The organism is Cellulomonas terrae (assembly GCF_007990265.1).
Classification (GTDB): domain Bacteria; phylum Actinomycetota; class Actinomycetes; order Actinomycetales; family Cellulomonadaceae; genus Cellulomonas; species Cellulomonas terrae.
In genome coordinates, this window is sequence record NZ_BJWH01000006.1 from 48,129 (window position 1) to 73,162 (window position 25,034).

The 25,034-nt window shown below is 73.2% G+C and carries 26 protein-coding genes; 8 read left to right on the forward strand and 18 right to left on the reverse strand.

Going from position 1 to position 25,034, the window contains the following annotated elements; genetic code table 11:
- Positions 1-57 precede the first annotated feature (57 nt).
- Both CTE05_RS07725 and CTE05_RS07730 read right to left on the reverse strand, forming a co-directional pair.
- Positions 58-1,230 carry an amidohydrolase gene (locus tag CTE05_RS07725; protein WP_146845663.1) on the reverse strand — a complete coding sequence of 391 codons (1,173 nt, stop codon included), beginning with the start codon at positions 1,228-1,230 and terminating at the stop codon, positions 58-60.
- 105 nt (positions 1,231-1,335) lie between these two features.
- The gene (locus tag CTE05_RS07730; RefSeq protein WP_146845548.1) at positions 1,336-2,436 is read right to left on the reverse strand and encodes a mannose-1-phosphate guanylyltransferase; all 1,101 of its coding nucleotides are present in this window, start codon (positions 2,434-2,436) and stop codon (positions 1,336-1,338) included.
- A gap of 189 nt (positions 2,437-2,625) precedes the next feature.
- Here CTE05_RS07730 and sdhC point away from each other — a divergent pair, with 189 nt between their 5' ends.
- Genes sdhC through CTE05_RS07750 form a run of 4 tightly spaced genes read left to right on the forward strand, consistent with a single transcriptional unit; the run spans position 2,626 to position 6,110 of the window.
- A complete protein-coding gene (gene sdhC / locus CTE05_RS07735) occupies positions 2,626-2,997 on the forward strand; it encodes a succinate dehydrogenase, cytochrome b556 subunit (RefSeq protein ID WP_371863361.1) in 372 nt (123 codons plus the stop codon).
- Positions 2,997-3,455 (forward strand): succinate dehydrogenase, hydrophobic membrane anchor protein, encoded by a 459-nt coding sequence (gene sdhD, locus CTE05_RS07740; protein WP_146845550.1) that lies wholly within the window; start codon positions 2,997-2,999, stop codon positions 3,453-3,455. Before sdhC ends, sdhD begins: the two co-directional genes overlap by 1 nt.
- A 37-nt stretch (positions 3,456-3,492) precedes the next feature.
- Positions 3,493-5,343: a succinate dehydrogenase flavoprotein subunit gene (gene sdhA / locus CTE05_RS07745; RefSeq protein ID WP_146845551.1), complete on the forward strand. Its 1,851-nt coding sequence runs from the start codon at positions 3,493-3,495 to the stop codon at positions 5,341-5,343.
- Positions 5,343-6,110: a succinate dehydrogenase iron-sulfur subunit gene (locus CTE05_RS07750; protein ID WP_146845552.1), complete on the forward strand. Its 768-nt coding sequence runs from the start codon at positions 5,343-5,345 to the stop codon at positions 6,108-6,110. Before sdhA ends, CTE05_RS07750 begins: the two co-directional genes overlap by 1 nt.
- A gap of 10 nt (positions 6,111-6,120) precedes the next feature.
- On the opposite strand, the gene CTE05_RS07755 is transcribed toward CTE05_RS07750, so the two are convergent.
- Together CTE05_RS07755 and CTE05_RS07760 are read right to left on the reverse strand one after the other, a co-directional pair.
- Entirely contained in the window at positions 6,121-6,984 is an 864-nt protein-coding gene (locus CTE05_RS07755) for a hypothetical protein (RefSeq protein ID WP_146845553.1), read from the reverse strand.
- Complete coding sequence (locus tag CTE05_RS07760) at positions 6,981-7,316, reverse strand: PadR family transcriptional regulator (protein WP_222595435.1); 336 nt, start codon at positions 7,314-7,316, stop codon at positions 6,981-6,983. The genes CTE05_RS07755 and CTE05_RS07760 overlap by 4 nt, the downstream gene beginning before the upstream one ends.
- Before the next feature lie 79 nt (positions 7,317-7,395).
- Here CTE05_RS07760 and CTE05_RS07765 point away from each other — a divergent pair, with 79 nt between their 5' ends.
- Entirely contained in the window at positions 7,396-8,157 is a 762-nt protein-coding gene (locus tag CTE05_RS07765; RefSeq protein ID WP_146845554.1) for a phosphotransferase, read from the forward strand.
- 72 nt (positions 8,158-8,229) lie between these two features.
- A complete protein-coding gene (locus tag CTE05_RS07770) occupies positions 8,230-9,624 on the forward strand; it encodes a YncE family protein (RefSeq protein WP_146845555.1) in 1,395 nt (464 codons plus the stop codon).
- On the opposite strand, the gene CTE05_RS07775 is transcribed toward CTE05_RS07770, so the two are convergent.
- From CTE05_RS07775 to sigE, 8 genes are all read right to left on the reverse strand, one after another.
- A complete protein-coding gene (locus CTE05_RS07775) occupies positions 9,535-10,575 on the reverse strand; it encodes a YihY/virulence factor BrkB family protein (RefSeq protein WP_146845556.1) in 1,041 nt (346 codons plus the stop codon). The two genes, CTE05_RS07770 and CTE05_RS07775, sit on opposite strands and share 90 nt — an antisense overlap.
- Before the next feature lie 46 nt (positions 10,576-10,621).
- Positions 10,622-11,650 (reverse strand): YihY/virulence factor BrkB family protein, encoded by a 1,029-nt coding sequence (locus tag CTE05_RS07780; protein WP_146845557.1) that lies wholly within the window; start codon positions 11,648-11,650, stop codon positions 10,622-10,624.
- Positions 11,651-11,659: 9 nt separating this feature from the next.
- Positions 11,660-12,232, reverse strand: a complete 573-nt coding sequence (locus CTE05_RS07785; protein ID WP_146845558.1) for a 2'-5' RNA ligase family protein — start codon at positions 12,230-12,232, stop codon at positions 11,660-11,662.
- Positions 12,229-13,269, reverse strand: a complete 1,041-nt coding sequence (gene trpS, locus CTE05_RS07790) for a tryptophan--tRNA ligase (RefSeq protein ID WP_146845559.1) — start codon at positions 13,267-13,269, stop codon at positions 12,229-12,231. Before trpS ends, CTE05_RS07785 begins: the two co-directional genes overlap by 4 nt.
- A gap of 72 nt (positions 13,270-13,341) precedes the next feature.
- On the reverse strand, positions 13,342-13,749 hold the full coding sequence (locus tag CTE05_RS07795; RefSeq protein WP_146845560.1) for a twin-arginine translocase TatA/TatE family subunit: 408 nt from the start codon (positions 13,747-13,749) through the stop codon (positions 13,342-13,344).
- 71 nt (positions 13,750-13,820) lie between these two features.
- Positions 13,821-15,395 carry a S1C family serine protease gene (locus tag CTE05_RS07800; RefSeq protein WP_146845561.1) on the reverse strand — a complete coding sequence of 525 codons (1,575 nt, stop codon included), beginning with the start codon at positions 15,393-15,395 and terminating at the stop codon, positions 13,821-13,823.
- Complete coding sequence (locus CTE05_RS07805) at positions 15,392-16,381, reverse strand: zf-HC2 domain-containing protein (protein WP_146845562.1); 990 nt, start codon at positions 16,379-16,381, stop codon at positions 15,392-15,394. Before CTE05_RS07805 ends, CTE05_RS07800 begins: the two co-directional genes overlap by 4 nt.
- Positions 16,378-16,986 (reverse strand): RNA polymerase sigma factor SigE, encoded by a 609-nt coding sequence (gene sigE, locus CTE05_RS07810; protein ID WP_146845563.1) that lies wholly within the window; start codon positions 16,984-16,986, stop codon positions 16,378-16,380. Before sigE ends, CTE05_RS07805 begins: the two co-directional genes overlap by 4 nt.
- 174 nt (positions 16,987-17,160) lie before the next feature.
- Here sigE and CTE05_RS07815 point away from each other — a divergent pair, with 174 nt between their 5' ends.
- The gene (locus tag CTE05_RS07815; protein WP_146845665.1) at positions 17,161-17,793 is read left to right on the forward strand and encodes an O-methyltransferase; all 633 of its coding nucleotides are present in this window, start codon (positions 17,161-17,163) and stop codon (positions 17,791-17,793) included.
- Positions 17,794-18,014: 221 nt separating this feature from the next.
- On the forward strand, positions 18,015-18,896 hold the full coding sequence (locus CTE05_RS07820) for an alpha/beta hydrolase family protein (protein WP_246123420.1): 882 nt from the start codon (positions 18,015-18,017) through the stop codon (positions 18,894-18,896).
- A 62-nt stretch (positions 18,897-18,958) separates the two neighbouring features.
- Here CTE05_RS07820 and CTE05_RS07825 read toward each other — a convergent pair whose 3' ends face one another.
- The 6 genes from CTE05_RS07825 to dapE form a co-directional block, all read right to left on the reverse strand.
- Positions 18,959-20,557 carry a leucyl aminopeptidase family protein gene (locus CTE05_RS07825; RefSeq protein WP_146845565.1) on the reverse strand — a complete coding sequence of 533 codons (1,599 nt, stop codon included), beginning with the start codon at positions 20,555-20,557 and terminating at the stop codon, positions 18,959-18,961.
- A 2-nt stretch (positions 20,558-20,559) separates the two neighbouring features.
- Positions 20,560-20,727 carry a DUF3117 domain-containing protein gene (locus CTE05_RS07830; protein ID WP_013772033.1) on the reverse strand — a complete coding sequence of 56 codons (168 nt, stop codon included), beginning with the start codon at positions 20,725-20,727 and terminating at the stop codon, positions 20,560-20,562.
- A gap of 165 nt (positions 20,728-20,892) precedes the next feature.
- Positions 20,893-22,161, reverse strand: coding sequence for a hypothetical protein (locus tag CTE05_RS07835; protein ID WP_146845566.1), 1,269 nt, complete (start codon positions 22,159-22,161; stop codon positions 20,893-20,895).
- Complete coding sequence (folP, locus tag CTE05_RS07840) at positions 22,158-23,066, reverse strand: dihydropteroate synthase (protein ID WP_222595436.1); 909 nt, start codon at positions 23,064-23,066, stop codon at positions 22,158-22,160. Before folP ends, CTE05_RS07835 begins: the two co-directional genes overlap by 4 nt.
- Entirely contained in the window at positions 23,063-23,896 is an 834-nt protein-coding gene (locus tag CTE05_RS07845) for an LOG family protein (protein WP_146845567.1), read from the reverse strand. The genes folP and CTE05_RS07845 overlap by 4 nt, the downstream gene beginning before the upstream one ends.
- 47 nt (positions 23,897-23,943) lie before the next feature.
- Positions 23,944-25,032: a succinyl-diaminopimelate desuccinylase gene (gene dapE, locus CTE05_RS07850; RefSeq protein WP_146845568.1), complete on the reverse strand. Its 1,089-nt coding sequence runs from the start codon at positions 25,030-25,032 to the stop codon at positions 23,944-23,946.
- Positions 25,033-25,034: the final 2 nt, after the last annotated feature.

Consider the following 25,034-nt stretch of genomic DNA (forward strand, 5'->3'; position numbering starts at 1 on the left):
GGCCCAGGTTCCGTTATCGACTTGGTATGTGTTCGCCCAGGTGACGGACGTTCCGTCTCAGCCCGCGAGAACTGCCGTCCGCGCGAGCAGCAGCGCACCGACCTCGACCGCGCGCTCGTCGACACGCAGGTCGCCCTGGTGGATGTCGAACGTGTGGCCGCCCGGCGTCCGTGTGCCGAGGCGGGCCATCGCCCCGGGCACCTTGGTCAGGTACCAGGCGAAGTCCTCGCCGCCGAGCGACTGCTCCGTCAGCAGCACCGACCCGGAGCCCAGGACGTCGCGCGCCGCCGCCTCCAGGATCCCCGTCGCGTGCTCCGCGTTCTCGACCGGCGGGACACCGCGGTGGTGCCGGACGTCGACCGTGACGTCGAACGGAGCGACGACCTGCTCGACCGCGGCGTGGAACACCTCCGACGCCTTCTCCCACGCGCGCACGTCGAGGCACCGCAGCGTGCCCTTCACCGTGCCCGTCGCGGGGATCGCGTTGTGCGCCGAGCCCGCCTGCACCGCGCCCCAGGTGAGGTTCACGCCCGAGCGCGGGTCGAGCCGCCGGCCCAGGATCGCGGGCACCTGCGTGATGACCTGACCGAGCGCGAACACGACGTCGCCGGTGAGGTGCGGCCGTGACGTGTGCCCGCCGGGCCCGGCGATGGTGACGGTCACCTCGTCGCTCGCCGACGTGATGGGTCCGATGCGCGTCCCGACGTGGCCGACGTCGACCTTCGGGTCGCAGTGGAACGCGTAGATCTCCGCGACGCCGTCCAGCCCGCCCGCGGCCACCACGTCGAGCGCTCCCCCGGGCTGCACCTCCTCGGCCGGCTGGAAGACCAGCCGCACGCCGGTGCGGAGCTCGTCGGCGACCTGCGCGAGCACCAGCCCGGCGCCGAGGACCGCGGTGGTGTGCACGTCGTGGCCGCAGGCGTGGGTGACGCCCCGCACGGTCGACGCCCACGGCACGCCGCTGGTCTCCTGCACGGGCAGCGCGTCCAGGTCGGCCCGCAGGGCGATCCGCTTGCGGCCGGTGACCGTCGGGCCGGGGCCGATGTCGCAGACCAGCCCGCTGCCCGGCAGCAGGTGCGGGGAGAGCCCCGCGGCGCGCAGCCGCTCGGCGACGAGCTTGGTGGTCCGGACCTCGGTCCGCCCGAGCTCCGGGTGGGCGTGGATGTCACGACGGATCTCCACCAGCTCGTCGCGCAGCTCCGCGACCAGGGCCGCGAGCCGGGCCGACATCGGCTCCGTCGGGTCGGGTCGGAGGCTGGTCAACGGAGCGACGAGGGGATCAGGCACGACTTCGACCCTAGTCGCGAGCGGGCGGCCCAGCGGATCGTGTCCGCGTCACAGCAGGTCCTCGCGCTCCCGCGCCCGCCAGCCGTCGACGGCCGCCTTGACGGACTGCGCGTGCGCCCGCGTGGTCACCAGCACCGCGTCGGGGGTGTCGACGACCACCGCGTCGGACAGCCCGACCACGGACACGGTCCTCCCGGAGCCCGGTGCGACGAACGCGCCGTCCGCGTCGACGCGCAGGACGAGACCGTCGTCTCCGAGGGTGTCGGACGTGAGCAGCTGCGCGAGCGAGTCGAAGTCACCGATGTCGTCCCACGTGAAGTCGCCCGGCACGACGGCCACCCCGCCCGCGGCGGCCACCGGCTCCGCGATGGCGTGGTCGATCGCGATCTTGGTCAGCCCGGGCCAGACGCGGTCGAGGACCTCCGTGCGCCCCGGCCCGTCCCACGCCGCGGCGATCTCGAGCAGCCCGGCCGCGAGCGCCGGGAGCTGGGTGGCCAGGTGGTCGAGGAGCACCCGCGCCCGGACGATGAACATGCCGGCGTTCCAGCGGTACTCGCCGGTCGCCAGGTACGCGGTCGCGGTCACGGCGTCGGGCTTCTCCGTGAAGCCGGCGGCCCGGGTCACGCTCGGGGCGTCGGCCAGGTCGAGCGACGGCCCGGAGCGGACGTAGCCGAACGCGGTCGACGGGCCGGTGGCGGCGATGCCGATCGTCACCACGTTCCCGGCCCGCGCCGCCGCGACGCCCTCGCGCACCGTGCGCTCGAACGCCTCCGTCCCGTCGATGACGTGGTCGGCGGCGAACGACCCCAGGACCACGTCCTCGCCGTGCCGCTCCAGCAGCACCGCGGCGGCCAGACCGATCGCGGCCATCGAGTCGCGGGGCGACGGCTCCGCGAGCACGTCGGCCGCCCCGAGCTCGGGCAGCTGCGCGGCGACGGCCTCGGCGTGCCGCGTGCCGGTCACGACGAGGACGCCCCCGGCCCCGGTGAGCGGGAGCAGCCGGTCGACCGTCGCCTGCAGGAGCGTGCGGCCCGACCCGGTGAGGTCGAGCAGGAACTTGGGGTGCCCCGCGCGCGACAGCGGCCACAGGCGCGTGCCCGCCCCACCGGCCGGGACGACGGCGTGGAATCCGGGGATCGTGAGCGACATGGGCGCCAGGGTAGCGAGCCCCGGGAGCCGGGTCCGCGCTGTGCAATACCTCACAGCAGGCCTCTGCCGACGGGTTGCGTACTGATCGGTTCACTACAGTTGACGAGACAAGGACGCCGTCGTCCGAACCTCTGACTCGCCAGGGAGGGCCCAGTGCCTGCAGCGCCCCCAGCGCCGGCCGCCCGCAAGGTGCCGGCCGGAACGCTCTATCGCGGGCGGGAAGGCATGTGGTCGTGGGTCGCCCACCGCGTGACCGGCGTCGCCATCTTCTTCTTCCTGCTCGTGCACGTGCTCGACACGTCGCTCGTGCGCATCTCCCCCGAGGCGTACAACGACGTCATCGCCACGTACAAGAACCCGATCATGGGCATCGGCGAGGCCGGTCTCGTCGCCGCCATCGTGTTCCACGCGTTCAACGGCATCCGGATCATCCTCGTGGACTTCTGGTCGAAGGGCCCCAAGTACCAGCGCGTGATGCTCTGGGTCGTGATGGGCCTGTTCGTCGTGACCATGGCCGGCTTCCTGCCCCGGCACCTCATGCACGTGTTCGGAGGCGAGTGATGACCACCATCGCCGACCCGAAGGCCCCGCGGCCCCCGAAGCCCCGCCCGTCGCGCCTGACCACGCGCGGCAACACCGAGCTCTACGGCTGGGTGTTCATGCGCGCGTCCGGCGTGATCCTCATCGTCCTGATCTTCGGGCACCTGTTCGTCAACCTGGTCGCCGGCGAGGGCGTCTCCGCGATCGACTTCGGCTTCGTCGCGGGCAAGTGGGCGTCACCGTTCTGGCAGGTCTGGGACCTGCTGATGCTCTGGCTCGCGATGATCCACGGCACCAACGGCGTGCGGACGATCATCAACGACTACGCGGAGCGCGACGGGGTGCGCCTGGCCCTCAAGGCCTCGCTCTACCTCGCGTTCGTCGTCGTCGTCGTGCTCGGCACGCTCGTGATCTTCACGTTCGACCCGTGCCCGGCGGGCTCCCCGGCGGACCTGCTGCCCTCGTTCTGCACGGCGTAACGCTCTCCCCCCCAGAAACAGGAAGGCATCGACACCGATGCAGACCCACCAGTACGACGTCGTGATCGTCGGCGCGGGCGGCGCCGGCATGCGCGCGGCCCTGGAGTCCTCGACGCGCGTGCGCACGGCCGTCATCTCCAAGCTGTACCCGACGCGGTCCCACACGGGCGCGGCGCAGGGCGGCATGTGCGCCGCGCTGGCCAACGTCGAGGAGGACAACTGGGAGTGGCACACGTTCGACACCGTCAAGGGCGGTGACTACCTGGTGGACCAGGACGCCGCCGAGGTGATGGCCAAGGAGGCCATCGACGCGGTGCTGGACCTGGAGAAGATGGGGCTGCCGTTCAACCGGACGCCCGAGGGCAAGATCGACCAGCGCCGGTTCGGCGGGCACACCCGCAACCACGGCGAGGCGGCCGTGCGCCGGTCCTGCTACGCCGCGGACCGCACGGGCCACATGATCCTGCAGACGCTCTACCAGCAGTGCGTGAAGAACGACGTCGAGTTCTTCAACGAGTTCTACGTGCTCGACCTGCTGGTCGACCACGACCTCGCCGCGGGCCACGTGCCGGACGGCGAGGAGGTCAACGTCTCGGGCGTCGTCGCCTACGAGCTGGCCACCGGCGAGATCCACGTCTTCCAGGCCAAGTCCGTGGTCCTGGCGACGGGCGGCGCGGGCAAGATCTACAAGACGACCTCCAACGCCCACACCCTCACGGGCGACGGCATGGCGCTGGCGTACCGCCGCGGCATCCCGCTGGAGGACATGGAGTTCTTCCAGTTCCACCCGACCGGTCTGGCGGGGCTCGGCATCCTGCTGTCGGAGGCCGCGCGCGGCGAGGGCGGCATCCTGCGCAACTCCGAGGGCGAGCGCTTCATGGAGCGCTACGCCCCGACCATCAAGGACCTGGCGCCGCGCGACATCGTCGCCCGGTCGATGGCCAACGAGGTGCGGGAGGGCCGCGGCGCGGGTCCGAACAAGGACTACGTGCTGCTCGACCTGACGCACCTCGAGCCGGCGCACATCGACGCCAAGCTCCCGGACATCACCGAGTTCGCCCGGACCTACCTCGGCATCGAGCCCTACACGGAGCCCGTGCCGGTGTACCCGACGGCCCACTACGCGATGGGGGGCATCCCCACCAACATCGAGGCCGAGGTCCTGCGCAACTCCACCGACGTCATCCGCGGCCTGTACGCCGCGGGCGAGGTGGCGTGCGTGAGCGTGCACGGCTCCAACCGTCTGGGCACCAACTCGCTGCTCGACATCAACGTGTTCGGCAAGCGCGCCGGCATCTCGGCCGCGGCGTACGCGCAGACGGCGTCGTTCGTGGAGCTCCCCGAGAACCCCGCGGCCACCGTGGTCGCCGGCCTGGAGGAGATCCGCACGCGTCCCGACGGCGACCGGGTGTCGGACATCCGCAAGGCGCTGCAGGAGACCATGGACCTGAACGCCCAGGTCTTCCGCACGTCGGAGTCGCTCACGCAGGCGCTCGAGGACATCAAGGCCCTGCACAAGCGGTTCCGCAAGGTGTCGGTGCAGGACAAGAGCACGATGTTCAACACCGACCTCCTGGAGGCGGTGGAGCTGGGCTTCCTGCTCGACATCGCCGAGACGGTCGTCGTCGGCGCCCTCAACCGCGACGAGTCGCGCGGCGGGCACTTCCGCGAGGACTTCCCGGACCGCGACGACAAGAACTACATGCGGCACACGATGGCCTACCGGCGCCCGCTGCCCGTCAAGGGGCACCGCCTGTGGGGCACGGAGGGCGACGGCGACCACAAGGGCTCGTTCGCGCACACGACGCTGTTCGACGACTACCAGCTCGTGCTGGGCTCCAAGCCCGTCACGATGACCCGCTACCAGCCGATGGAGCGTAAGTACTGATGACTGCGACTCTCGAAGGCGCCCCCGCGTCCGAGGTCGGGGCGATCCCGAGCTTCGACGTGACCCTGAAGATCCGGCGCTACCTGCCCGACGACGGCGCCGGCGAACCCCAGCCCTACTGGGACGAGTTCACGGTCCGCGCCCACGGCACCGACCGCGTGCTCGACGCCCTGCACAAGGTCAAGTGGGAGGAGGACGGCTCGCTGACGTTCCGACGCTCCTGCGCGCACGGCGTGTGCGGCTCCGACGCGATGCGGATCAACGGCCGCAACCGGCTGGCCTGCAAGACGCTGCTCAAGGACCTCGACCCCAGCAAGCCGATCATCGTCGAGCCGATCAAGGGCCTGCCCGTGATCAAGGACCTGGTCGTCGACATGGAGCCGTTCTTCGCGTCCTACCGCGAGATCATGCCGTTCCTCATCACCAGCGGGAACGAGCCGACGAAGGAGCGCCTGCAGAGCGCCGAGCAGCGCGAGCGGTTCGACGACACCACGAAGTGCATCCTCTGCGCCGCCTGCACGTCGTCGTGCCCCGTGTTCTGGACCGACGGGCAGTACTTCGGCCCGGCCGCGATCGTCAACGCGCACCGGTTCATCTTCGACAGCCGCGACGAGGGTGGTGCCCAGCGCCTCGAGATCCTCAACGACAAGGAGGGCGTGTGGCGCTGCCGCACGACCTTCAACTGCACCGAGGCGTGCCCGCGTGGCATCGAGGTGACGAAGGCGATCCAGGAGGTCAAGCGCGCGATGATCACGCGCGCCTTCTGACCGGCTGCGCTCAGACGGTGGCTCGCGCCGGCGCGGGCGACGCGGTCTGACGCCTCTGGCTCAGGCGGACTCCGATCTCCGCGCCGATGGTCGCGCACGGCGACCACAGCAGGAGCACCGGGAGCAGGAAGATCGGCGCGAGAGGATCGAGCGCCGGCGTCGCGTCCGGTCCGCCCTTGGGCGGGTCGCCGTCGATCACGTACACGCCCGCCTGGTGGTACCAGTACGCCGACTCCGGCATCACCACGGCCAGGTAGCCGATCACCGCGGCCAGGAAGGCCGACATCCCGGTCTCGAACCCGACGCGGAACGACCCGGTGGAACGGGCAGCCCAGAGCCCGACGCCGGCGAGCACGAGCTGCGGGATCCCGAAGGTCACCCAGCCGAGGATCCCCTGGCCGTCACCGCCGAACCCGACGCGTGAGGCCACCAGGGTTCCGGCGGCGAAGACGAGGGCCGTCCCGAGCACGGCGACCGTGGACACCCGTCCGCTCCCCTGGCGCAGCGCCGCCCACGCGCACCCGCGGGCGAACCGGCGGCGTTCACGCGGGCCGTCGATGCTCTCGAGCTCGGCGCGCATCGCGGCGCCCCACTCGCCGCGGTGCCCGGCGAGCCCCGCGGTCGCCACCGAGAGGAGCCGTGCAGACCCGTCCCGTGGTGCGCGCCGCACCGCGGCGGACACGCGTCCGGCGAGAGCCGCCGCCGCGAGCACCCACGGCCCGACGACGGCGAGCAGCCCGCCGATCGAGAGGAGCACGGCGGCGAGGCCGTGACCGCGGACGCCGGGCAGCAGCGTCCACCCGAGCACGCCACCGACGACGACGACGGCCACGATGCCGACGAGGACACCGAGGACGACGAGCTGCGCGCTCACCCCACCGCTCCCGGGCTCGCGGCCCCCCAGGTCCGGGGAGCCGGGCGGGTATCTGTCTCCTCGACCGCGCGCCGGAGCTCCGCGACGAGCTCCGCACCCGCGGTCGACAGCCGGTACAGGTGGCGCGGAGGGCGACCGGGTGCCCCCTGCGCCTCCCAGGTGCTCTCGATCTGGCCGCGCTCGGCGAGGCGCAGCAGGATCGGGTACACGGTGCCGGCGTGGAGCCCGAGCTCCGTGCACAGCTCGTACCCGTGGCGCCACGCGGTCGGCTCCTCGGCGAGGGCCTGGAGCACGTCGATGGTCTGCTGGGAGGGGCGTCGTCCGCGTCGCACGGCGATAACTCTACCTAGGTTGACTTATAGCACGCAATCGTCTCGCGACCGCCCTCGCCGGTGGCCTAGGTTGACCCGCATGCCTGACGACACCGAGATCCCGCTGCCCGGTGGCAACGTCGGAGGGGCCGTCCGCGTCGGCGACACCGTCCGCCGCCCGACCGGACCGTGGACGCCCGCCGTGCACGAGCTGCTCGACTTCCTGGCCGACGCCGGGCTCTCCCGCATCCCCCGCGTCCTGGGCACCGACGGCCACGACCGCGAGATCCTCACGTTCCTGCCCGGTCGGGTGCTCGACATCGGCCGGGAGACGCTCAGCGACGCGCAGGTCCGGTCGGCTATGGGGTGGCTGCGGTCGTTCCACGCGGCCGTCGCGGGGTTCCCGCGGGACAGCCGGCGGTGGCGGTTCGTGGAGCGCGCGCTCGCTCCCGGCGAGATCGTCTGCCACCACGACAGCGCGATGTACAACATGGCGTTCGACGGCGACGAGCTGGCGGGCGTCTTCGACTGGGACGTCGCCGGTCCGGGCATCCCCCTGGACGACGTCGCGATCTTCGCGTGGAACACCGCCGTGCTGTTCCCGGACTCGCCCACCGACGAGGTCACCCACGTGCTGCGCACGATCGCGGACGGCTACGGCGGGATCGATGCCCACGCCCTGCTCGACCACGTGGTGACGCGCATGACCGACGCCGCGGACCGCATCGCCGCCGCGCAGGTCGCGGGCGACCCGGGGATGCTCCGGCTCGGGACGGTCGGCGAGCCGGCGGCCACGCGCGCGCGGCTCGCGGTCCTGGGCGCGCGGCTGCCGGAGCTGCATGCGGCGCTGCTTGCCGGCTGAGCCGCTGCGGTCGTGCCCGGCTCGTCCGATTGATACCGTGCGGTACGCGTCGCCGACCACGGAGCAAGCCCCATGCGCCCTCGCCGAGCCGGCCGTCTGGCCGCCACCGCCACGCTGCTCGCCCTCGTCACGGCCCCGCTGGCCGCGACCGGCGCAGGAGCAGCGGCTGACCCCGTGATCGACGTGGGTGCGCGCCCCCTGGGCGTCGCGTTCTCCGCGGACGGCAGCCAGGCGTTCGTCGCCAACAACGACGACTCGACGCTGAGCGTCATCGACCCGGCGACCGCGACCGTCCTCGCGACGATCCCGACCTCGCCGCTCCCGTTCGGCGTCACGACGTCCCCGGGCGCCCCGACCCTGGTCTACGCCTCGACGACGGGCGCGGGACCGACCATCCCGTCGGTCGACCTGATCGACCCCGCAACGGCGAGCGTGACCCGCCTGACCGGTCCGCTCGGCAACCCCAGCGGCGTGGCCGCGGACGCGTCCTTCGTGTACGCGACGAACGCGACCGGACAGTTCACGCGCTGGCCCACCGGCGGCGGCGCCGCACAGGGGTGCGAGCTGCAGACCCCCACGCGCGGCGTGGTCCTCGTCGGCACCACGGCGTACGTGACCCAGAACGCGCTGAACTCCGTCGCGGTCATCGACACGACCACCTTCGCGTGCCCGCCCGTCGCACCCGCGATCCCCGTCGGGACAGGCCCGTGGGGTATCGCGTACAACCCGGTCCGCGGCGAGGTCTACGTCGTGAACGCGACGTCCGCGACGGTGTCGGTGATCTCGACGACCACCAACACCGTCGTCGAGACCCTCCCGATCGGCCCGGGCGGCCGCACGGTCGCCGTCTCGCCCGACGGCGACCGGGTCTACGTCACCGAGACGGACGGCCTCCTCCTGGTGCTCAACCGGGCCGACCCGGCCCTCGGGGGCACCGCCGTCGTCGGCGCGGGCTCCGAAGGTGTCGCGGCGTCGTCCGACGGCGTGCACGTCTACGTCACCAACGCGACCGACGGCACCGTCACCCCGTTCACGCGGCCCACGGTGACCGCACCCGCGGACGCGTCGGTCGCCCCGGACACGGCGGTCACGTTCTCGGTCACCCCGGCGGGCGACGTCACCGGGCTCCAGTGGGAGCGCAGCGACGACGGCGGTGCCACCTGGACGCCGATCCCGGGCGCGACGGGCACCGACTACTCCCTCACCGCGACCCTCGCGGACGACGGTGCGCAGTTCCGGGCGGTGGCGTCGAGCATCGTCTTCGCCGGCGCCGTCTCCGGCGTCGCGGCCCTGGCCGTGGCCGCACCGCCCGTCCCCCCGACGCCCGCACCGTCCCCCAGCCCGACGAGCCCGACCCTGGCCGTGACCGGGTCGACGTCAGGGTCGCTGGCCCTGCTCGCCGCGGGACTGGTCGCCGTCGGTGCGCTCCTGGTCCCGCTCGCTGCGCGGCGCCGTCCGGCCCGGTGACTCCGCTGCGGTCGCCGGTTCGACGTACGGCGGGTCCGCGGTCCAGGCAGCCGCCAGCAGCATGATGCGGGCGACCAGGTTCACCCACACCAGCAGCGTGACGAGCACGGTGACGGAGGCGAACAGCGGGTTCGTGCTCACGCTGCTCGCGACGACCGTCGTGCCGAGCGTCCGCACGATCCCCAGGCCGGCCGCCGCGATCGCCGCACCCCGGAGCAGGTCCCGCCAGGTCGGGTGCTCGGCGGCCAGCACCCTGACGACCAGCACGAAGAGCGCGGCGTCGATCACGAAGGCGACGAGGAGGCCGACCACCCGTAGGACGACGGTGGTCAGACCGTCCCAGCCGAGGGCGTCGAGGATCCACGACGCGACGGTCCCCACGCCGGTGGTCAGCGTCGCCGAGAGCAGCACCGCGAACGCCATCCCGACGAACCCGCCGAGGTCGCGAGCCTTGCCCAGCACCGGGTTGCCGCCCAGCTCGGTCGCGAACATCGCGCGCACCGACCTGCGCAGGGCCGTCATCGCCGCGATCGCGCTGAGCAGCAGCACCACCACCGCGACGATGCCCGCCGCGGTCAGGTTGGCGGAGAGCTCGAGCACCTCCGGGTCGATCGCGCCGAGGCCGTCGCCGGTGTCGAGGAGGTGGGGATAGGTGTCGTCGACCGCCTGCAGGACCCTCTCGCGCAGCTCGTCGTTGTCGCCGAGGATGGCGATGAACGTCGTGTAGCTGATGGTCAGGGCGGCGAACACCGAGAACAGCGCCGCGTAGGCGATCCCGCCCGCGAGGACACCGCCGCTCCGGGCGCGGAACCGCGCGCTCGCCCGGCCCGGTCGGGTGTGCTTCCACCGCAGGAGCAGCGCCCTGCCCCGGAGGACGAGCGACGGGCTGTCTGCGAGCCGTGCGCGCGGCGGCCTGGTCGCGGTCGCGGGACCTGTCTCCTCGGCTGACATGCGCCGACCCTAGGGCGGCCCGCGCACCCGCGACAGGACGAGGGGGTCAGGTGGCAGCTTCCTCCAGCTCCGGCTCCGGCTCGACGAACGGGGGGTCCGCCGTCCACGCGGCCGCGAGCAGGACGATGCGGGCTATCAGGTTGACCCAGACCAGCAGGGTCACGATCACGGCGACCGACGTGAAGAGCGGGTTCCTGTTCACGCTCCCGGCCACCACCTCCGTTCCCAGGAGGCGGACGGCCCCGATGCCGACACCGGCGATGACCGCCCCCCAGCGCAGGTCCCGCCACGGTGCGTGCTCGCCGGCCAGGACCGTGACGATCAGCAGGAAGATCCCCGCGTCGACCACGAACGCCACGAGGATGCCGACCACCCGCAGGACGACCGTCGTGGAGCCGCCCCAGCCGAGCGAGTCGAGGATCCAGGACGCGGCGCTCGCGACACCGGTGGTGAGCACCGCGGAGAGCAGCACCGCGAAGGCCATGCCGGCGAACCCACCCAGCTCCCGGGCCTTGCCGAGCACCGCGTTCCCGCCGGCACCCGCCGCGCCGTCGGGGGCGAACATCGCCCGGACCGCGAGCCGCAGCGCGGCCATCGCCGCGATCGCGCTGAGCAGCAGGACGACGACCGCGATGATCCCCGTCAGCGTGAGGCTGCCGCTGAGCACCAGCGAGTCGGGATCGATCATGCCGCTGCTGTCGTCGCCGGTCTTGATGAGCCCCGGCAGGGAGTCGTCCACCGCGTCCAGCACCTTCTGGCGCAGCTCGTCGTTGCTGCCCAGCACGGCCATGAAGATCGTGTAGCCGATGGTCAGCGCGGCGAACACCGAGAACAGTGCCGCGTAGGCGATGCCGCCGGTGAGCACCCCACCGCCACGGGCACCGAACCGCGCGTTCGCCCGAGCGGGCCGGGTGTGCTGCCACCACGCGAACAGGGCTTTCGCCCGGTCCACCAGAGACCGGCGAGGGCCCGGTTCGGCCGGGTCGGGAGCCGTCGCGACGGCGCGCGCGTGCGCTGCTCCCGCGCCTGCGGCCGGTCCCGTCGGGTCCTGCGCTGAGGTGCCGTCGGCCGTCATGCCCCGACCCTAGGTCGAGGGGCCGACCCCGGCATCCGCGGGCGGGCCGGTCAGGCTGAAGTCCCGCGCGGGCCGCCACACTCCGTCGTCACCGTGGGCGTAGCTGTGGAAGCTGTCGACGACGAACGAGGCGTCGAAGTCGGCCAGACCGGCGAACGCGGCATCGAGCTGGTCGTCGGGCACCTCGTGCGCGACCGTCACGTGCGGGTGGTACCGGAACCGGAGCTCCTGGTCGAGCACCCCCGACCGGACGCTGCTCTCGAGCCCCTCGCAGCCGGTGACACCGTCGACGACCTGGACGAACACCACGGGCGAGACGGGCCGGAACGTCGCGGTCCCGCGCAGCGACACGACGAAGGGTGCGTGCCGTGCGGCGACGGCGGCCAGGTGCTCGTCGACGGGGAGGATCTCGTCGTGCTCGATCACCGTCGGTCCCAGGAGGGTGATGTGCGGCGGGATGAACTCCGCCCACGGGTCCCCGAACCGGGCGCGCGCGGCCTGCAGCACCGTGCCGTACGGCTCGGGCACGGTGATGGCCACCCCGATCCGGACCTGGTTCCCGGAGCGTTCCGGCAGTCTCACGCGCCGACCCGGGCGCGCGCGCGACGAGGCAGCAGACCGCTGCGGTCGTAGAGGCGCTCGAGCGTGCCCCCGGCCAGCTCCTGCGCACGGTCGGCACCGTCGGCCAGGACGGCGTCGAGCGTCGCCGGGTCGGACAGGTACCCGTGCACGCGGGCCTGGAACGGCGTGAGGAAGTCGACGACGACGTTCGCCAGGTCGACCTTCAGGTCGCCGTAGCCCTTCCCCGCGTAGTCCGCCTCCAGCGCAGGGATGTCCCGCCCGGTCAGCGCCGAGTAGATCGTCAGCAGGTTGGAGACGCCCGGCTTGGCCTCGGGGTCGAACCGGATCTCGCGCTCCGCGTCCGTCACGGCCGACCGGATGCGCTTGGCGACGACCTTCGGGTCGTCCAGGAGCTCGATCAGGCCGTTCGGGCTCTCCGCGGACTTGCTCATCTTGGCGGTCGGGTCCTGCAGGTCGTAGATCTTGGCGGTGGCCTTGACGATGTGCGGCTCGGGCACGACGACGGTATCCGGGCCGAACCGCGCGTTCAGCCGCTGCGCCAGGTCCCGGGTCAGCTCCAGGTGCTGGCGCTGGTCCTCGCCCACCGGCACGAGCGTCGTGTCGTACAGCAGGATGTCCGCCGCCATGAGCACCGGGTAGGTGAACAGCCCGACGGTCGTGCCCTCGGTCCCGTGCTTGCCGGACTTGTCCTTGAACTGCGTCATCCGGTTGGCCTCGCCGAACCCGGTGTGGCAGGAGAGCAGCCAGGCGAGCTCGGCGTGCTCGGGGACCTGCGACTGCACGAAGAGGATCGAGCGGTCCGGGTCGACACCGGCCGCGAGGTACTGCGCGGCCGTGCGGCGCGTGCGTTCCCGGAGCACCGACGGGTCAGGGCTGACCGTCAGCGCGTGCAGGTCGACGACGCAGTAGATCGCGTCGTGCTCCTCCTGGAGCGCGACCCACTGGGTCAGTGCGCCCAGGTAGTTGCCGAGCTGGAGGGAGTCGGACGTGGGCTGCATCCCCGAGAAGATGCGCGACTGGTGCGGCGCCAAGACCATCGGACCATTCTGTCAGGGCGGGAGGACCGGCGTGCCGGCGCTCCCGAGGGGAGGGGGACGGGGCAGGACCGGTCAGGTGGCCTCGTCGTCGTAGGGGGCACTTGCGGCTGCGGCGCCGGTTCCGCCCGTCGCCGCCGCGGCGGCGGCACCGCCGGTCGCGGCGCGCGCGGCCGCCGCGCCCGTCCGGGGGCGGGTGGCGGGGGTGCTCACGGGCCGCAGCGGCTCGTCGTCCTCCAGCAGCGCGTCCCGCACGATACGTCGCGGGTCGTACTTGCGAGGGTCCAGGGCCGCCCAGTCGACGTCGCCGACCTCGTCGCCGAGCTCCTCGTCGACGCGGGCCTTCGCGTCCCGGATGAACCGGCGGCCGCGGCGCACCCACTGGCCCAGCTGCTCGGCGTAGCCGGGGAGCCGCTCGGGGCCGATGACCAGCGCGGCGACGACGAGCAGCACCAGCAGCTCACCGCCGTTGATCCCGAACACCGGGTCAGAGTACCCCCCGACACTGGGCGTGGGTGGCCCGCCTGTGGACGGTCCGACCCCGGGCGCTGCGGTCAGTCCGTCGGCGACTCGTCGAGCTTCACGCGCACGTCGCGCTCGCTGGAGCCGCTGCGCACGTGCAGCACGATCGTGTCCCCCGGCGTGCGGGCGCGGATCGCCACGATCAGCTCGTCGGGGTCCGTCACCGGACGTCCGTCGATGGCGAGGATCACGTCACCGGGGTGGATCCCCGCGCGCTCCGCCGGTCCGTCGGCCGTGACCGGCTGCCGTCCGTCCTGCACGTCCGTCGAGACCTGCACACCCTCGCCGGTGTACCGCTGGTCCAGCAGCACCCCGATGATCGGGTACGTCGCGCGGCCCGTCTCGATGAGCTGGTCCGCCGTCCGACGCACCTGGTTCGAGGGGATGGCGAACCCGAGGCCGATGCTGCCCCCGACCATCGAGAGCGACCCCGGCGGCTGCGCGATCGCCGAGTTGATCCCGATGACCTCGCCGGCCGCGTTCACCAGCGGACCGCCGGAGTTGCCCGGGTTGATCGCCGCGTCCGTCTGGATGGCGTTGATGAAGGCCTGGTCGTCCTCCTCGGTCGCCTCGCCCGCGGACACCGGCCGGTTGAGCGCGCTGACGATGCCCGTCGTGACGGTCCCGGCCAGGCCCAGCGGTGCGCCGACGGCGACGACCGGGTCACCGACGACGACGGAGTCGGAGTCGCCGAGCAGCAGCGGCGTCAGGCCCTCGACGTCGACCTTGAGCACCGCGAGGTCGTAGTCGGCCGTCCGCCCGACGATCGACGCCTCCTGCTCGCTCCCGTCGCCGAACGTGACGGTGATGGTCGTGGACGCGGCCCCGTCCGCCTGCGCGATCACGTGGTTGTTGGTCACGAGGTACCCGTCGCCCCGCAGCACGAAGCCCGACCCGGTGGCGCTGCCGTCGGGGCCGTCGACCTGGATCGACACGACGCTCGGCAGCACCCCGGCCGCGATGCCGGCCACCGAGCCCGGCTCCCGCTCGACCGGGCCGGCACCGACCGGCGCGATGGGCAGGCCCGCGTCGGCGAGGCGGTCGTCCTCGGTGAGCCGGGAGCCCAGCACGCCGCCCACGGCACCCGCCGCCAGCGCGATCACGACGAGCGGCACCACCCACGCGGCCGAGAGGGTGCGCCGACGCTTGCGGTGCAGGACGACGGTGTGCGGCACGCCGGACGGGCCGGTCGAGGGGCCAGGGTCGGCGGCCGCGGTGGTGCCGGTGGTCGCGTACGGCACGCCCGCCCACGGCGCCGGGGGCTGCTGGGCGGCAGGGCCGTAGGGGTTCGCTGGGACGGACGGCGACGGCGGGGCGAACGTCGGGACGGAGCCGTGCGGCACCGACCAGTGGCTCCCCGGCGGGTGCTGCGGCGAGAGCGGAGCGGACGCGCCCACCGCGGGCTGAGCAGGAGCAGGCCGGGCCGGGGCAGGCGGGGCCGGGGCCGGGTGCGTGACGGCGATGTCCACCGGAGGTGCCTCGGGCGTCGACGGCGTCGGGGGCAGCTCGCGACGGCCGGACGGCGAGGCGAACAGCCCGGCGGGGGTCCGCTCTGCGTCCTCGTCGGCGCGGACAGGGACGGGCTGCGCGTCCTCGGGGGTCGTCATGGCCGTTCGAGCGCTCCCGTCACGGTGTCCCAGCCGCGCGTGATCCGCGCGGGCACGCCGTCGTCGAAGGCGCCACCAGGAAAGGCTCCCACAAGTGTCTCGGCGGAGCCGGACGACTGCGAGCCGACCACCTGGACGACCGTCCCGTCGGCCTGCCACACGACGTGCCACGGCTCGAAGGACAGCACGTACACCTGCCGTCCGCCGACCTCGCTGGTGGGCGCCCCGGCGAGCGCCGCCGTCTCGAGACGCCCCTGCTGCTCCGTGACGACCAGCGACGTCCCGTCCGCGCTGGTCACGTCGACCTCGAGCACCCGGGAGTCGTCCCCGGACCAGCGCACCGCGGTCACGGACCAGCCCTCGGGGAGCTCGGCCGGGAACGTCCAGGCGTGTGCGCGCAGCCATGCCACCGTCTGGTGGGACGCCTCCGCGGAGCCGTCGGCGACGGGCCAGGAGCTGGTGTCGACCAGGCGGTCCGCGGCAGCCGGGTCGTCGGTGGTCGCCTGGCCGAGCAGCCCGAGGTCCACGCCGGGGTGCACCGTCGGCACGACGTCGGGACGCTCACCGAGCACGAACAGCATCGCCGCCACCGCGCCGAGACCCGCCATCGAGCCGGCGGCGAGCCGGACGGACGAGCGTCGGTGGCCGACGTCGCCGCGCAGGGACCCGCTCCCGCGCCACCCGCGCGAGCCCAGACCGCCGCTGGCCACGCCGTACGAGGCCAGCTCGTCGCGGGACTGCCGGACCGGCGGCGCGAAGGGGTCGGTGCTGGGGGTGCTCGACGCCAGCGACAGCAGCCGCGCGGTGAGGTCGGGGTTCGGCGCGACCTCGTCGGCGGACGCCAGTGCACGGCGGGCGGCGCGGGACGCGGCGAGCTCGGCGGAGCACTCGGGGCAGACCGCGACGTGCGCGAGGGCCTTCTCGGTGTCCGCCACCGAGAGCTGCCCGTCGACCAGCGCGCTGATCCGCGACCCGAGGTGGCTCATCCGAGGACCGTCAGCGGGGAGGAGTCTGCGGAGTCCGCGAGGAAGGCCGCCGGGGCGCGGTGCTCGAGCGACACCCGCAGCCGTGCACGGGCACGGTGGATGCGGGACCGGACGGTGCCCAGCTTGATGCCGAGCGTCACCGCGATCTCCTCGTAGGACAGCCCCTCGATGTCGCACAGCACGACGGCCGCGCGGTACTCGGGCGGCAGCTGGTCGAGAGCGCGCTGGATGTCGAGGTCGAGGTTGCCGTGCTCGAACGCACGCTCCGGTGCGCTGAGCTGGTCCCCCGACGCGTACCGCTCGGAGTCCTCCCCCATGGCGTCCATGCGGATGCGCTGGCGGCGACGAGCCTGGTCCAGGAACAGGTTGGTCGTGATCCGGTGCAGCCAGCCCTCGAACGTGCCGGGCGTGTACGAGTGCAGGGACCGGAACACGCGGACGAACGTCTCCTGCGTGAGGTCCTCGGCGTCGTGCTTGTTCCCCGTGAGGCGGTACGCCAGCCGGTACACCCGCGCGGAGTGGTCGCGGACGATCTCTTCCCACGACGGAGCCTGCCAGGCGGCGGGCTGGGTGGTCATGGGGTCGGTCTCCTCGGTGCGTGACATCGTGGCCCCAGTGTCCCAGGTCGACCTGTGAGCCTCGAACGCTAAGAACGCCCGCAGGGGGCGAGAAGTTCCGCTGGTAGCGGACCGCGCGCGCCCCCGCTCGCTCCCGAGGCACGCGACTACGCTTGCGGACGACCGTTGCACCACCACGTCGTCGCGCGCCGGGAGGCCACCATCTCCACCGACAAGGCCCAGAGCTGGGTCTACTGCGAGGAGTTCCTGCCCGAGGACGACATCGTGCTGCGCGCCCGCGAGCGCGCTGCACAGCTGGGGTGCACCCCGGTGACGCCCGGGGCGGGCGCCGCGCTGAGCGTGCTCGCCGCCGCCGTCGCGGCCCGTGCCGTGGTCGAGATCGGGACGGGGACCGGCGTCGGCTCGCTGTACCTGCTGCGTGGGATGCCGGCGGACGGCGTGCTGACGACGATCGACCTCGAGGTCGAGCACCAGCGCGCCGCCAAGGAGGCGTTCGTCGAGGAGGGCGTCAAGCCCACCCGCACGCGCACGATCTCGGGCCGCGCGCTGGAGGTGGTGCCGCGGCTCACCGACGGCGGCTACGACCTGGTGTTCGTCGACGCCGACAAGGAGAGCTACCGCGGCTACGTCGAACAGGCGGTGCGCCTGCTGCGCCCCGGCGGGGTGCTCGTGGTCGACAACGCCCTGTGGCACGACCGCGTCGCGGACCCGGCACGGCGCGACGAGACCACGACGACGATCCGCGAGGTCGGCCGCATCGTGCGTGCCGACGACCGGTTGCTCCCGTCGCTCCTGCCCGTGGGCGACGGCCTGCTGGTGGCCGTGAAGCGCTAGCTGCGGCGGGCTCCGGTCACGAGGACCGGGGGCGTCCTCGCAGGTCAGCCACACGGGTTGCTGACGCCCGTGACTACGTCACAAGAAATCGGTGACACGGCGGCCTGCGCGGTGCTAGGTTGCGAAACCGACCGGTCGGTTTGTGTCGTGAGGAGGTCATCCCTACCAGCGCCCCGCGCATGTCACCGGTCGGCGGGGCACCACCGAGAGGACACAACGTCGTGACATCTCTGACCCAGTGGCGCCGTACCGCCACCACCGCAGTGCTCAGCGCCACCCTCGTCGTCGGCGGCATCGCCGGCGTGGCAAGCCCGGCCGCAGCCGCGGACAACCCGTACCAGCGCGGCCCGGACCCGTCGCGGTCCAGCATCCAGGCGGCCCGCGGATCGTTCGCCGTCTCTCAGACGAGCGTCTCCCGCTACGGCGTCAGCGGCTTCGGCGGCGGCACCGTCTACTACCCGACCGACCAGTCCCAGGGCAGGTTCGGCGCCGTCGTCGTCATCCCCGGCTACACCGCCCGGCAGTCCAGCATGGCGTGGCTCGGGCCGCGGATCGCGTCCCAGGGCTTCGTCGTGTTCACCATCGACACGAACTCGGTCTACGACCAGCCGTCCTCCCGGGGTGACCAGCTCCTCGCGGCCGCCGACTACCTGACCCAGCGCAGCGCGGTGGCCGGCCGGATCGACGCCACCCGCGTCGCCGTCGTCGGCCACTCGATGGGCGGTGGCGGGACCCTCGAGGCCGCCAAGGACCGCCCGTCCCTCAAGGCGGCGATCCCGCTGACCCCGTGGAACGTCGACAAGACGTGGCCGGAGGTCACCACGCCGACGCTGGTCATCGGGGCGCAGAACGACTCCGTCGCGTCCGTCGCGACGCACGCGAAGCCCTTCTACCAGACCCTCCCGGCGTCGACGCCCCGGACCTACCTCGAGCTGCGCGGGGCGAGCCACTTCGCGCCGAACACCTCGAACACGACGATCGCCGAGAACTCGATCGCGTGGCTCAAGCGGTTCGTCGACGACGACACCCGCTACACGCAGTTCCTCTGCCCGACGCCGTCCGGCTCCGCGCTGTCGGCCGCGGCCTCGAGCTGCCCGTTCTGACCTGACCGGGCATCCCGCGCCGTCGCCAGAGCGGCGCGGGGTGCCCGCAGTCCCGGGGTCGGTCAGCGCAGGTCGTCGAGGTACCGCAGCAGGAGCCGGGCGCCGAACCCGGTCGCCCCCTCGGTGACCTCGTGCTTGTCCGACGTCGCCCGGGCCGGGCCCGCGATGTCGAGGTGGGCCCAGGTGCGCTTCCCGACGAAGTGCCGCAGGAACAGGGCCGCCGTGATCGAGCCGCCACCGATGTGCTTGTCGACGGGCACGTGCCGCAGGTCGGCGACCTGCGAGGACACGGCCTCCTCGTACTCCTCGACGAGCGGCATGTGCCAGGCCAGCTCGCCGGACGCGTCACCGGCGGCCGCGAGCGCGGCGGCCAGGTCGTCGTCCACCGAGTACAGGGCGGCGTGCTGCTTGCCGAGCCCGAGCGTCGCGGCTCCGGTGAGCGTGGCAACGTCGATGAGGACGTCGGGATCGAGGGTCGCGTCCGCCCAGGCCAGCGCGTCGGCCAGGACGAGCCTGCCCTCGGCGTCGGTGTTGGCGATCTCGACGGTCGTGCCGTCCCACATCGTCAGCACGTCGCCAGGGCGGTACGACGCACCACCGACGTGGTTCTCCGCGAGCGGCAGCACGGCGGTGACGCGGTGCGCGACACCGGCGGCCGCGGCTCCGAGGACCGTCGCGAGCGCGACCGCCGCACCGGTCATGTCGGTCTTCATCGGGACCATGGCCTCGCGCGGCTTGATCGAGAGGCCACCCGTGTCGAACGTGATGCCCTTGCCGACGACCACGACGTGCCGGCCGCCCGCGGTGGGCGGCGTCCAGGAGACGGTCACGAGGCGCGGGGACGAGGCGGAGCCGGCACCGACCGCGAGGATGCCGCCGAAGCCCTCGGCCGTGAGCTCCCGGGTGGTCCGGACGACGACCTCGAGCCCGGCCTTGGTCGCCAGGCGCTTGGCCTGGTCGGCGAGCCAGGCGGGGGTCTTGGTGCTCGACGGCGTGGCCGCCAGGTCCCTGACCAGCCACGTCGCCGTGGCAGCCGTGCGCCCCTCGGCGACGGCCGCGGCGGGTCGCATGCCGTCGCGACCGAGCAGGACGAGCTCCGCGGCGTCGCGGGACGGGGCGTCCGCTGCGACGGCCGCCGAGGACGGCGGCACGTACGCGGCGAGCAGGTACCCCTCCGCGACGGCTCGGGCGGCCGTGGCCGACGCGGAGTCGTCCTGGTGGGCCTCGGCGCCGAGCGTCGTGACGACCCGCCGCAGCCCCCGGGAGGAGCGGGCGAGCGCCGCACCGGCACGTCGCAGGTCCGCGGGCCGGCCGGAGCCGACGCCGACGAGCACCAGCCGCGGCGGGAGCCCCGACCACGGCAGCGTCACGGACGAGCCGACGGGCCGTGGGAGCTGCAGGACGTAGATCTCGCCCGCGGCACCGGTCAGCCGGGCACGTTCACCGATCTCCGCGAGGTCGACCCCGTAGCGGGCCGCCGCCTCCGCCGTGCCCTGGAGCGGGCGCAGCGCATCGTCGCCCGCGCGCGCGGGCGCGACGGGGACCGCGACGGCATCGGTCGACCCGTCGGTCAGCAGCGTCGTCGTCGCGATGCTGCCGCCGTCGACCGTCACCTCCGGGGGGAGGCGACCGATCGACGACCTCGAGCTCGTGCGCGCCATCGTCAGCTGACGACGGACGTCAGAGCCTCACCCAGCTCCGCGGCCTCGGTCGCGTTGAGCTCGACCACCAGCCGTCCACCACCCTCGAGCGGGACGCGCATCACGATGCCGCGTCCCTCCTTCGTGACCTCGAGCGGGCCGTCACCGGTCCTCGGCTTCATCGCGGCCATGCGTGGCCTCTCCTTCGCTCGTGCGTCCGGCGCGGCTCGTCGGTGCGATTTCGCGCACGCGACGTCGGCCTCGTCTACCGGTTGTCCGAGGTCCATCCTAGTTCACCCGGGGCCCCTCACCTGTCCCGATGCCGGTCAGCCCACTGATCGGACGTACGTCCAGGATCACGGTGGCCAGTCGGCCACCGGGTTCGCGTGCCACATCTGCCTGACCCACAGCACCTGCAGGGAGAGCATGAGCACGACGACGGCGGCGAACCACCAGCGCCGCGCGGCCGGGGGCCGGGTGACCACCCCCGCGGTCACGGCCGCGAGCGGGAACGCGAGCAGCAGGAACCGCGCCAGGCTGCTGCCGGGCTCCACCACCGCCGCGATGTAGACGATGTACGCGGCAGCCCAGGTGTGCAGCTCGTTGCCCAGCCGCCACGCCGCGGGCACGACGAGCACCGCGATCACCAGCGCGAAGGACAGCCCGACCACCAGCAGGGCACGGGAGCCGAACCAGAACTGCGGGACGTAGGACCAGCCGCCGAACGGTGCGACCTCCCGGACCCCGCGCCAGGCCTCCTGCGTCTGCAGGTAGCCGTCCGGCACGCCCGTCACCCAGCCGCAGATCGCGGGCCACAGGAACCCGGAGGCCGCCGCCAGCAGCGCGAGCCCGGCCAGACCGGTGCCCGTGCGCCAGGTCCACGTGTCCGTGCCGCGGCGCGACGACCACCAGCGGACCGCGGCGTGCACCACGACGACCGCCGCCATCGGCAGCGCGACCGCACGCGTGAACCCCAGTGCGACGACGACGAGCGCCATCCACCCGTAGTCACGGCGCAGGAGCAGGAGCAGGGCGCTCGCGACGAGCAGCAGCGCCAGGGCCTCGGTGTACGCGACCTGCAGCACCGCCGCGGTCGGGAAGATGCTGACCAGGGCGACCGTCGCGAGCGGGAGGCCGGGCCGGGCGGCGACCGCGCGGGGCGCGCCCCGGACGACCGTGCGGTGGATCGCGAGCACGGCACCGGCACCCAGGACGAGCGCGAGCAGCGGGGCGACGACCTCCCACGGCGCTCCCGTGACCAGCATGAGGCCGCGCGCGAGCAGCGGGAACAGCGGGAAGAACGCCCAGGCGTTCTGCTGGACCAGCCCGTCCTCGCCCACCGGCAGCTGCGCGGGGTAGAGGTTCTCGGCGACGTTCTTGTACCAGGAGCCGTCGAACATGAACCCGACGTACGGGAAGTAGCTAGGGTGCTCGGGCGTCCACGGGTTCTGCTCCTGGACGCTCGCGACCCACAGGAACACCGCCGTGGTGAACAGCCGCGCGGCCGCGTACACCAGGAGCACCTGGACCCACCACGGCCGGCTCACGACCCACGCCCACAGGCCGTTCGGGGGCTCCGCCGACGGCTCGTCGACCGGGTCCTCGACCTGCTGCACCTCGCTCACGCCAGCCCCCTGACCGTCCGTGCCGGGGGACGGTCCCCGCGGATGGTGGCGACCATATCGAGGGTTCGCCGGGTCGCGCGCACGTCGTGCGCCCGGAACACCCGGGCACCCAGCCACGCGGCGACCGCCGTCGCGGCCAGCGTCCCCTCGAGCCGTTCCTCCGCGGGAAGGTCGAGCGACTCCCCGACGAAGTCCTTGCGGGACAACGCCATCAGCACCGGGAACCCGAGCGCCACGAGCGCCTCGGTGCGCCGGACCAGGTGGAGCGAGTGCCACGTGTTCTTGCCGAAGTCGTGCGTCGGGTCCACCAGGACGCTCGCCGGGTCGATGCCGAGGGACACCGCGCGTGCGGCCCCCGCGGACACCGTGCGGACGACGTCCTCGAGGACGCCGTCGAGCGGGTCGTCGCCGTCGACCGGCGCGTACTCGACCCGGAACGGGTCGGTCCGCGGACGAGCACCGCCCGTGTGGGAGCACACGATGCCGAGGCCACGCTCGGCGGCGACCTCCATCAGGGCGGGGTCGTGGCCGGCCCACGTGTCGTTGACGAGGTCCGCGCCCTCGTCGGCGGCCGCCCGGGCGACCTCCGCGCGCCAGGTGTCGACGCTGATCACCAGGTCGGGATGGCGGGCCCGGACCCGCGTGACCAGCGGGATCACCCGTGCGATCTCGTCAGCGGCCCCGACGCGCGGCCCCCGGCCGGCGCGCACGCCGCCGAGGTCGACGATGTCCGCGCCCTCGTCGACCGCCCGCGCCACGGCCGCGTCGGCGGACGCGTCGTCGAACCGCGCCGCGGCGTAGAACGAGTCCGGGGTCCGGTTGACGACGGCCATGACGACCGGGCGACCGGGCGCGATCCACCGACCCCGCAGGCGCAGCTCTGCGCCGGCCGGTGGCGTCGTCACCGCCGTCGTCCCGGTGCCGTGCTCTCCGCGGCCTGCTGCGCGCGGGCGGTCGCCGCGGCCGCTGCCTCCTGCTCGGCACGCAGCTGGACCCCCCGTTCGAGCACGAGGTCGACGGCCTCCTGCGCGGTGTCGACGACCTTGAGCAGCTCGAGGTCGGCCGCCGAGATCATGCCGCGGGGCAGCGCCGCGGACCGCACCCAGTCGACGAGGCCCTGCCAGTACTCGCGGCCGACCAGGACGATCGGGAAGCTGATGACCTTGTGCGTCTGCACCAGGGTGAGCGCCTCGAACAGCTCGTCGAACGTGCCGAAGCCGCCCGGCAGCACCACGAAGCCCTCGGAGTACTTCACGAACATGGTCTTGCGCGCGAAGAAGTACCGGAAGTTCACGCCGAGGTCGACGTAGTCGTTCATGCCCTGCTCGAACGGCAGCTCGATGCCGAGACCGACCGACAACCCGCCGGCCTCCAGCGCTCCCCGGTTGGCGGCCTCCATGATCCCGGGACCCCCACCGGTGATCACGGCGTACCCGGCCTCCACCAGCAGCCGTGCGACCTCCTGGCCGAGCGCGTAGTCGGGGTGGTCCACCGGCACCCGCGCCGAGCCGAACACGCTGACCGCAGGGCCGACCTCCGCGAGCGCACCGAAGCCCTCGACGAACTCGCTCTGGATCCGCATGACGCGCCACGGGTCGCCGCGCAACCACTCGGCGTCGCCCGCACCGCTCAGGAGGCGCTGGTCGGAGGTGGTGGTGGGGATCTGCTGGCCGCGCAGCAGCACCGGGCCCTTGCGGTACCCGTGACCCGGGGCGGACACGCCGTCGTCGCTCATGGCCCCGACTCTAGGTCGATGCGGTGCGCGAGGCCGGTGAGTTCACCTCAGGCGGTCAGCCAGTCCCGCAGAGCCGCGTGCACGAGGGTGATCTGGCCGACGACGCAGTGCTCGTCGTCCTTGTGCGCCAGCAGCGGGTCCCCGGGGCCGAAGTTCACGGCCGGCACCCCGAGCTCGGAGAACCGGGCGACGTCGGTCCAGCCGTACTTGGCCGCAGGCGCTCCGCCCGTGATCGCCAGGACGGCGCGCGTGAACTCCTGCGCGGCCGGGTCGTCGAGGCCCGGACGTGCACCGGGGGCGGCGTCGACGATCACGACGTCGTAGCCGTCGAGGAGCTCGCGCACGTGCGCCGACGCCTGCTCGACGCTCGCCGACGGCGCGAAGCGGTAGTTCACCGTGACGACGCAGGCGTCCGGGATGATGTTGGCCGCCGTACCGCCCGAGATCAGGACCGCGTTGAGGCTCTCCCGGTAGACCAGCCCGTCGACCTCGACGTCCGCAGGCGTGTACGCCTCCAGCCGGCGCAGCACCTCGCCGGCGGCGTGGATCGCGTTGCTGCCCATCCACGCGCGCGCCGAGTGGGCGGCGACCCCCGTCAGGAGCACCTCGGCCCGCAGCGTGCCGTTGCAGCCGCCCTCGATGCCCCCGTTCGTCGGCTCACCGAGGATCGCGAAGTCGCCCGCCACCCAGTCGGGGTGCTCCCGCACGATCCGGCCCAGCCCGTTGAGCTCGGCCGCGACCTCCTCGTGGTCGTAGAAGACCCACGTCACGTCCCGCGTCGGCGCGCTCAGCTCCGCCGCCAGCGCCAGCTGGACGGCCACCCCGCCCTTCATGTCGACGGTGCCACGGCCCCACAGCTCCGCCTGCGCACCCTCCCCGACGAGCCGGGTGGGCAGGTTGTCGGCGACCGGCACGGTGTCGATGTGGCCTGCGATGACGACGCGCGACGACCGGCCGAGGTGGGTCCTGGCGACGATCGTGTCACCGTCGCGCAGCACCTCGAGGTGGGAGTGCTGCGCCAGGGCGTTCTCGATCGCGTCGGCGAGCGCCCGCTCGTCGCCGCTGACGGACGGCAGGTCGCACACGGCACGGGTGAGCGAGAGGAGATCCGACGAGAGGTCGAGGGCGGTGTCCACGA

Bases quoted from the DNA above. Each gene is read 5' to 3' on its own strand.
- trpS (WP_146845559.1), bottom strand. From the start codon at position 13,269: ATGGTCTTGGCGCCGCACCAGTCGCGCATCTTCTCGGGGATGCAGCCC.
- CTE05_RS07845 (WP_146845567.1), bottom strand. From the start codon at position 23,896: ATGAGCGACGACGGCGTGTCCGCCCCGGGTCACGGGTACCGCAAGGGC.
- CTE05_RS07805 (WP_146845562.1), bottom strand. From the start codon at position 16,381: ATGAGCCACCTCGGGTCGCGGATCAGCGCGCTGGTCGACGGGCAGCTC.
- CTE05_RS07780 (WP_146845557.1), bottom strand. From the start codon at position 11,650: ATGACGGCCGACGGCACCTCAGCGCAGGACCCGACGGGACCGGCCGCA.
- CTE05_RS07830 (WP_013772033.1), bottom strand. From the start codon at position 20,727: ATGGCCGCGATGAAGCCGAGGACCGGTGACGGCCCGCTCGAGGTCACG.
- CTE05_RS07750 (WP_146845552.1), top strand. From the start codon at position 5,343: ATGACTGCGACTCTCGAAGGCGCCCCCGCGTCCGAGGTCGGGGCGATC.
- CTE05_RS07775 (WP_146845556.1), bottom strand. From the start codon at position 10,575: ATGTCAGCCGAGGAGACAGGTCCCGCGACCGCGACCAGGCCGCCGCGC.
- CTE05_RS07765 (WP_146845554.1), top strand. From the start codon at position 7,396: ATGCCTGACGACACCGAGATCCCGCTGCCCGGTGGCAACGTCGGAGGG.
- CTE05_RS07725 (WP_146845663.1), bottom strand. From the start codon at position 1,230: ATGTCGGCCCGGCTCGCGGCCCTGGTCGCGGAGCTGCGCGACGAGCTG.
- CTE05_RS07770 (WP_146845555.1), top strand. From the start codon at position 8,230: ATGCGCCCTCGCCGAGCCGGCCGTCTGGCCGCCACCGCCACGCTGCTC.
- sdhA (WP_146845551.1), top strand. From the start codon at position 3,493: ATGCAGACCCACCAGTACGACGTCGTGATCGTCGGCGCGGGCGGCGCC.
- CTE05_RS07800 (WP_146845561.1), bottom strand. From the start codon at position 15,395: ATGACGACCCCCGAGGACGCGCAGCCCGTCCCTGTCCGCGCCGACGAG.
- sigE (WP_146845563.1), bottom strand. From the start codon at position 16,986: ATGTCACGCACCGAGGAGACCGACCCCATGACCACCCAGCCCGCCGCC.
- sdhD (WP_146845550.1), top strand. From the start codon at position 2,997: ATGACCACCATCGCCGACCCGAAGGCCCCGCGGCCCCCGAAGCCCCGC.
- CTE05_RS07730 (WP_146845548.1), bottom strand. From the start codon at position 2,436: ATGTCGCTCACGATCCCCGGATTCCACGCCGTCGTCCCGGCCGGTGGG.
- CTE05_RS07825 (WP_146845565.1), bottom strand. From the start codon at position 20,557: ATGGCGCGCACGAGCTCGAGGTCGTCGATCGGTCGCCTCCCCCCGGAG.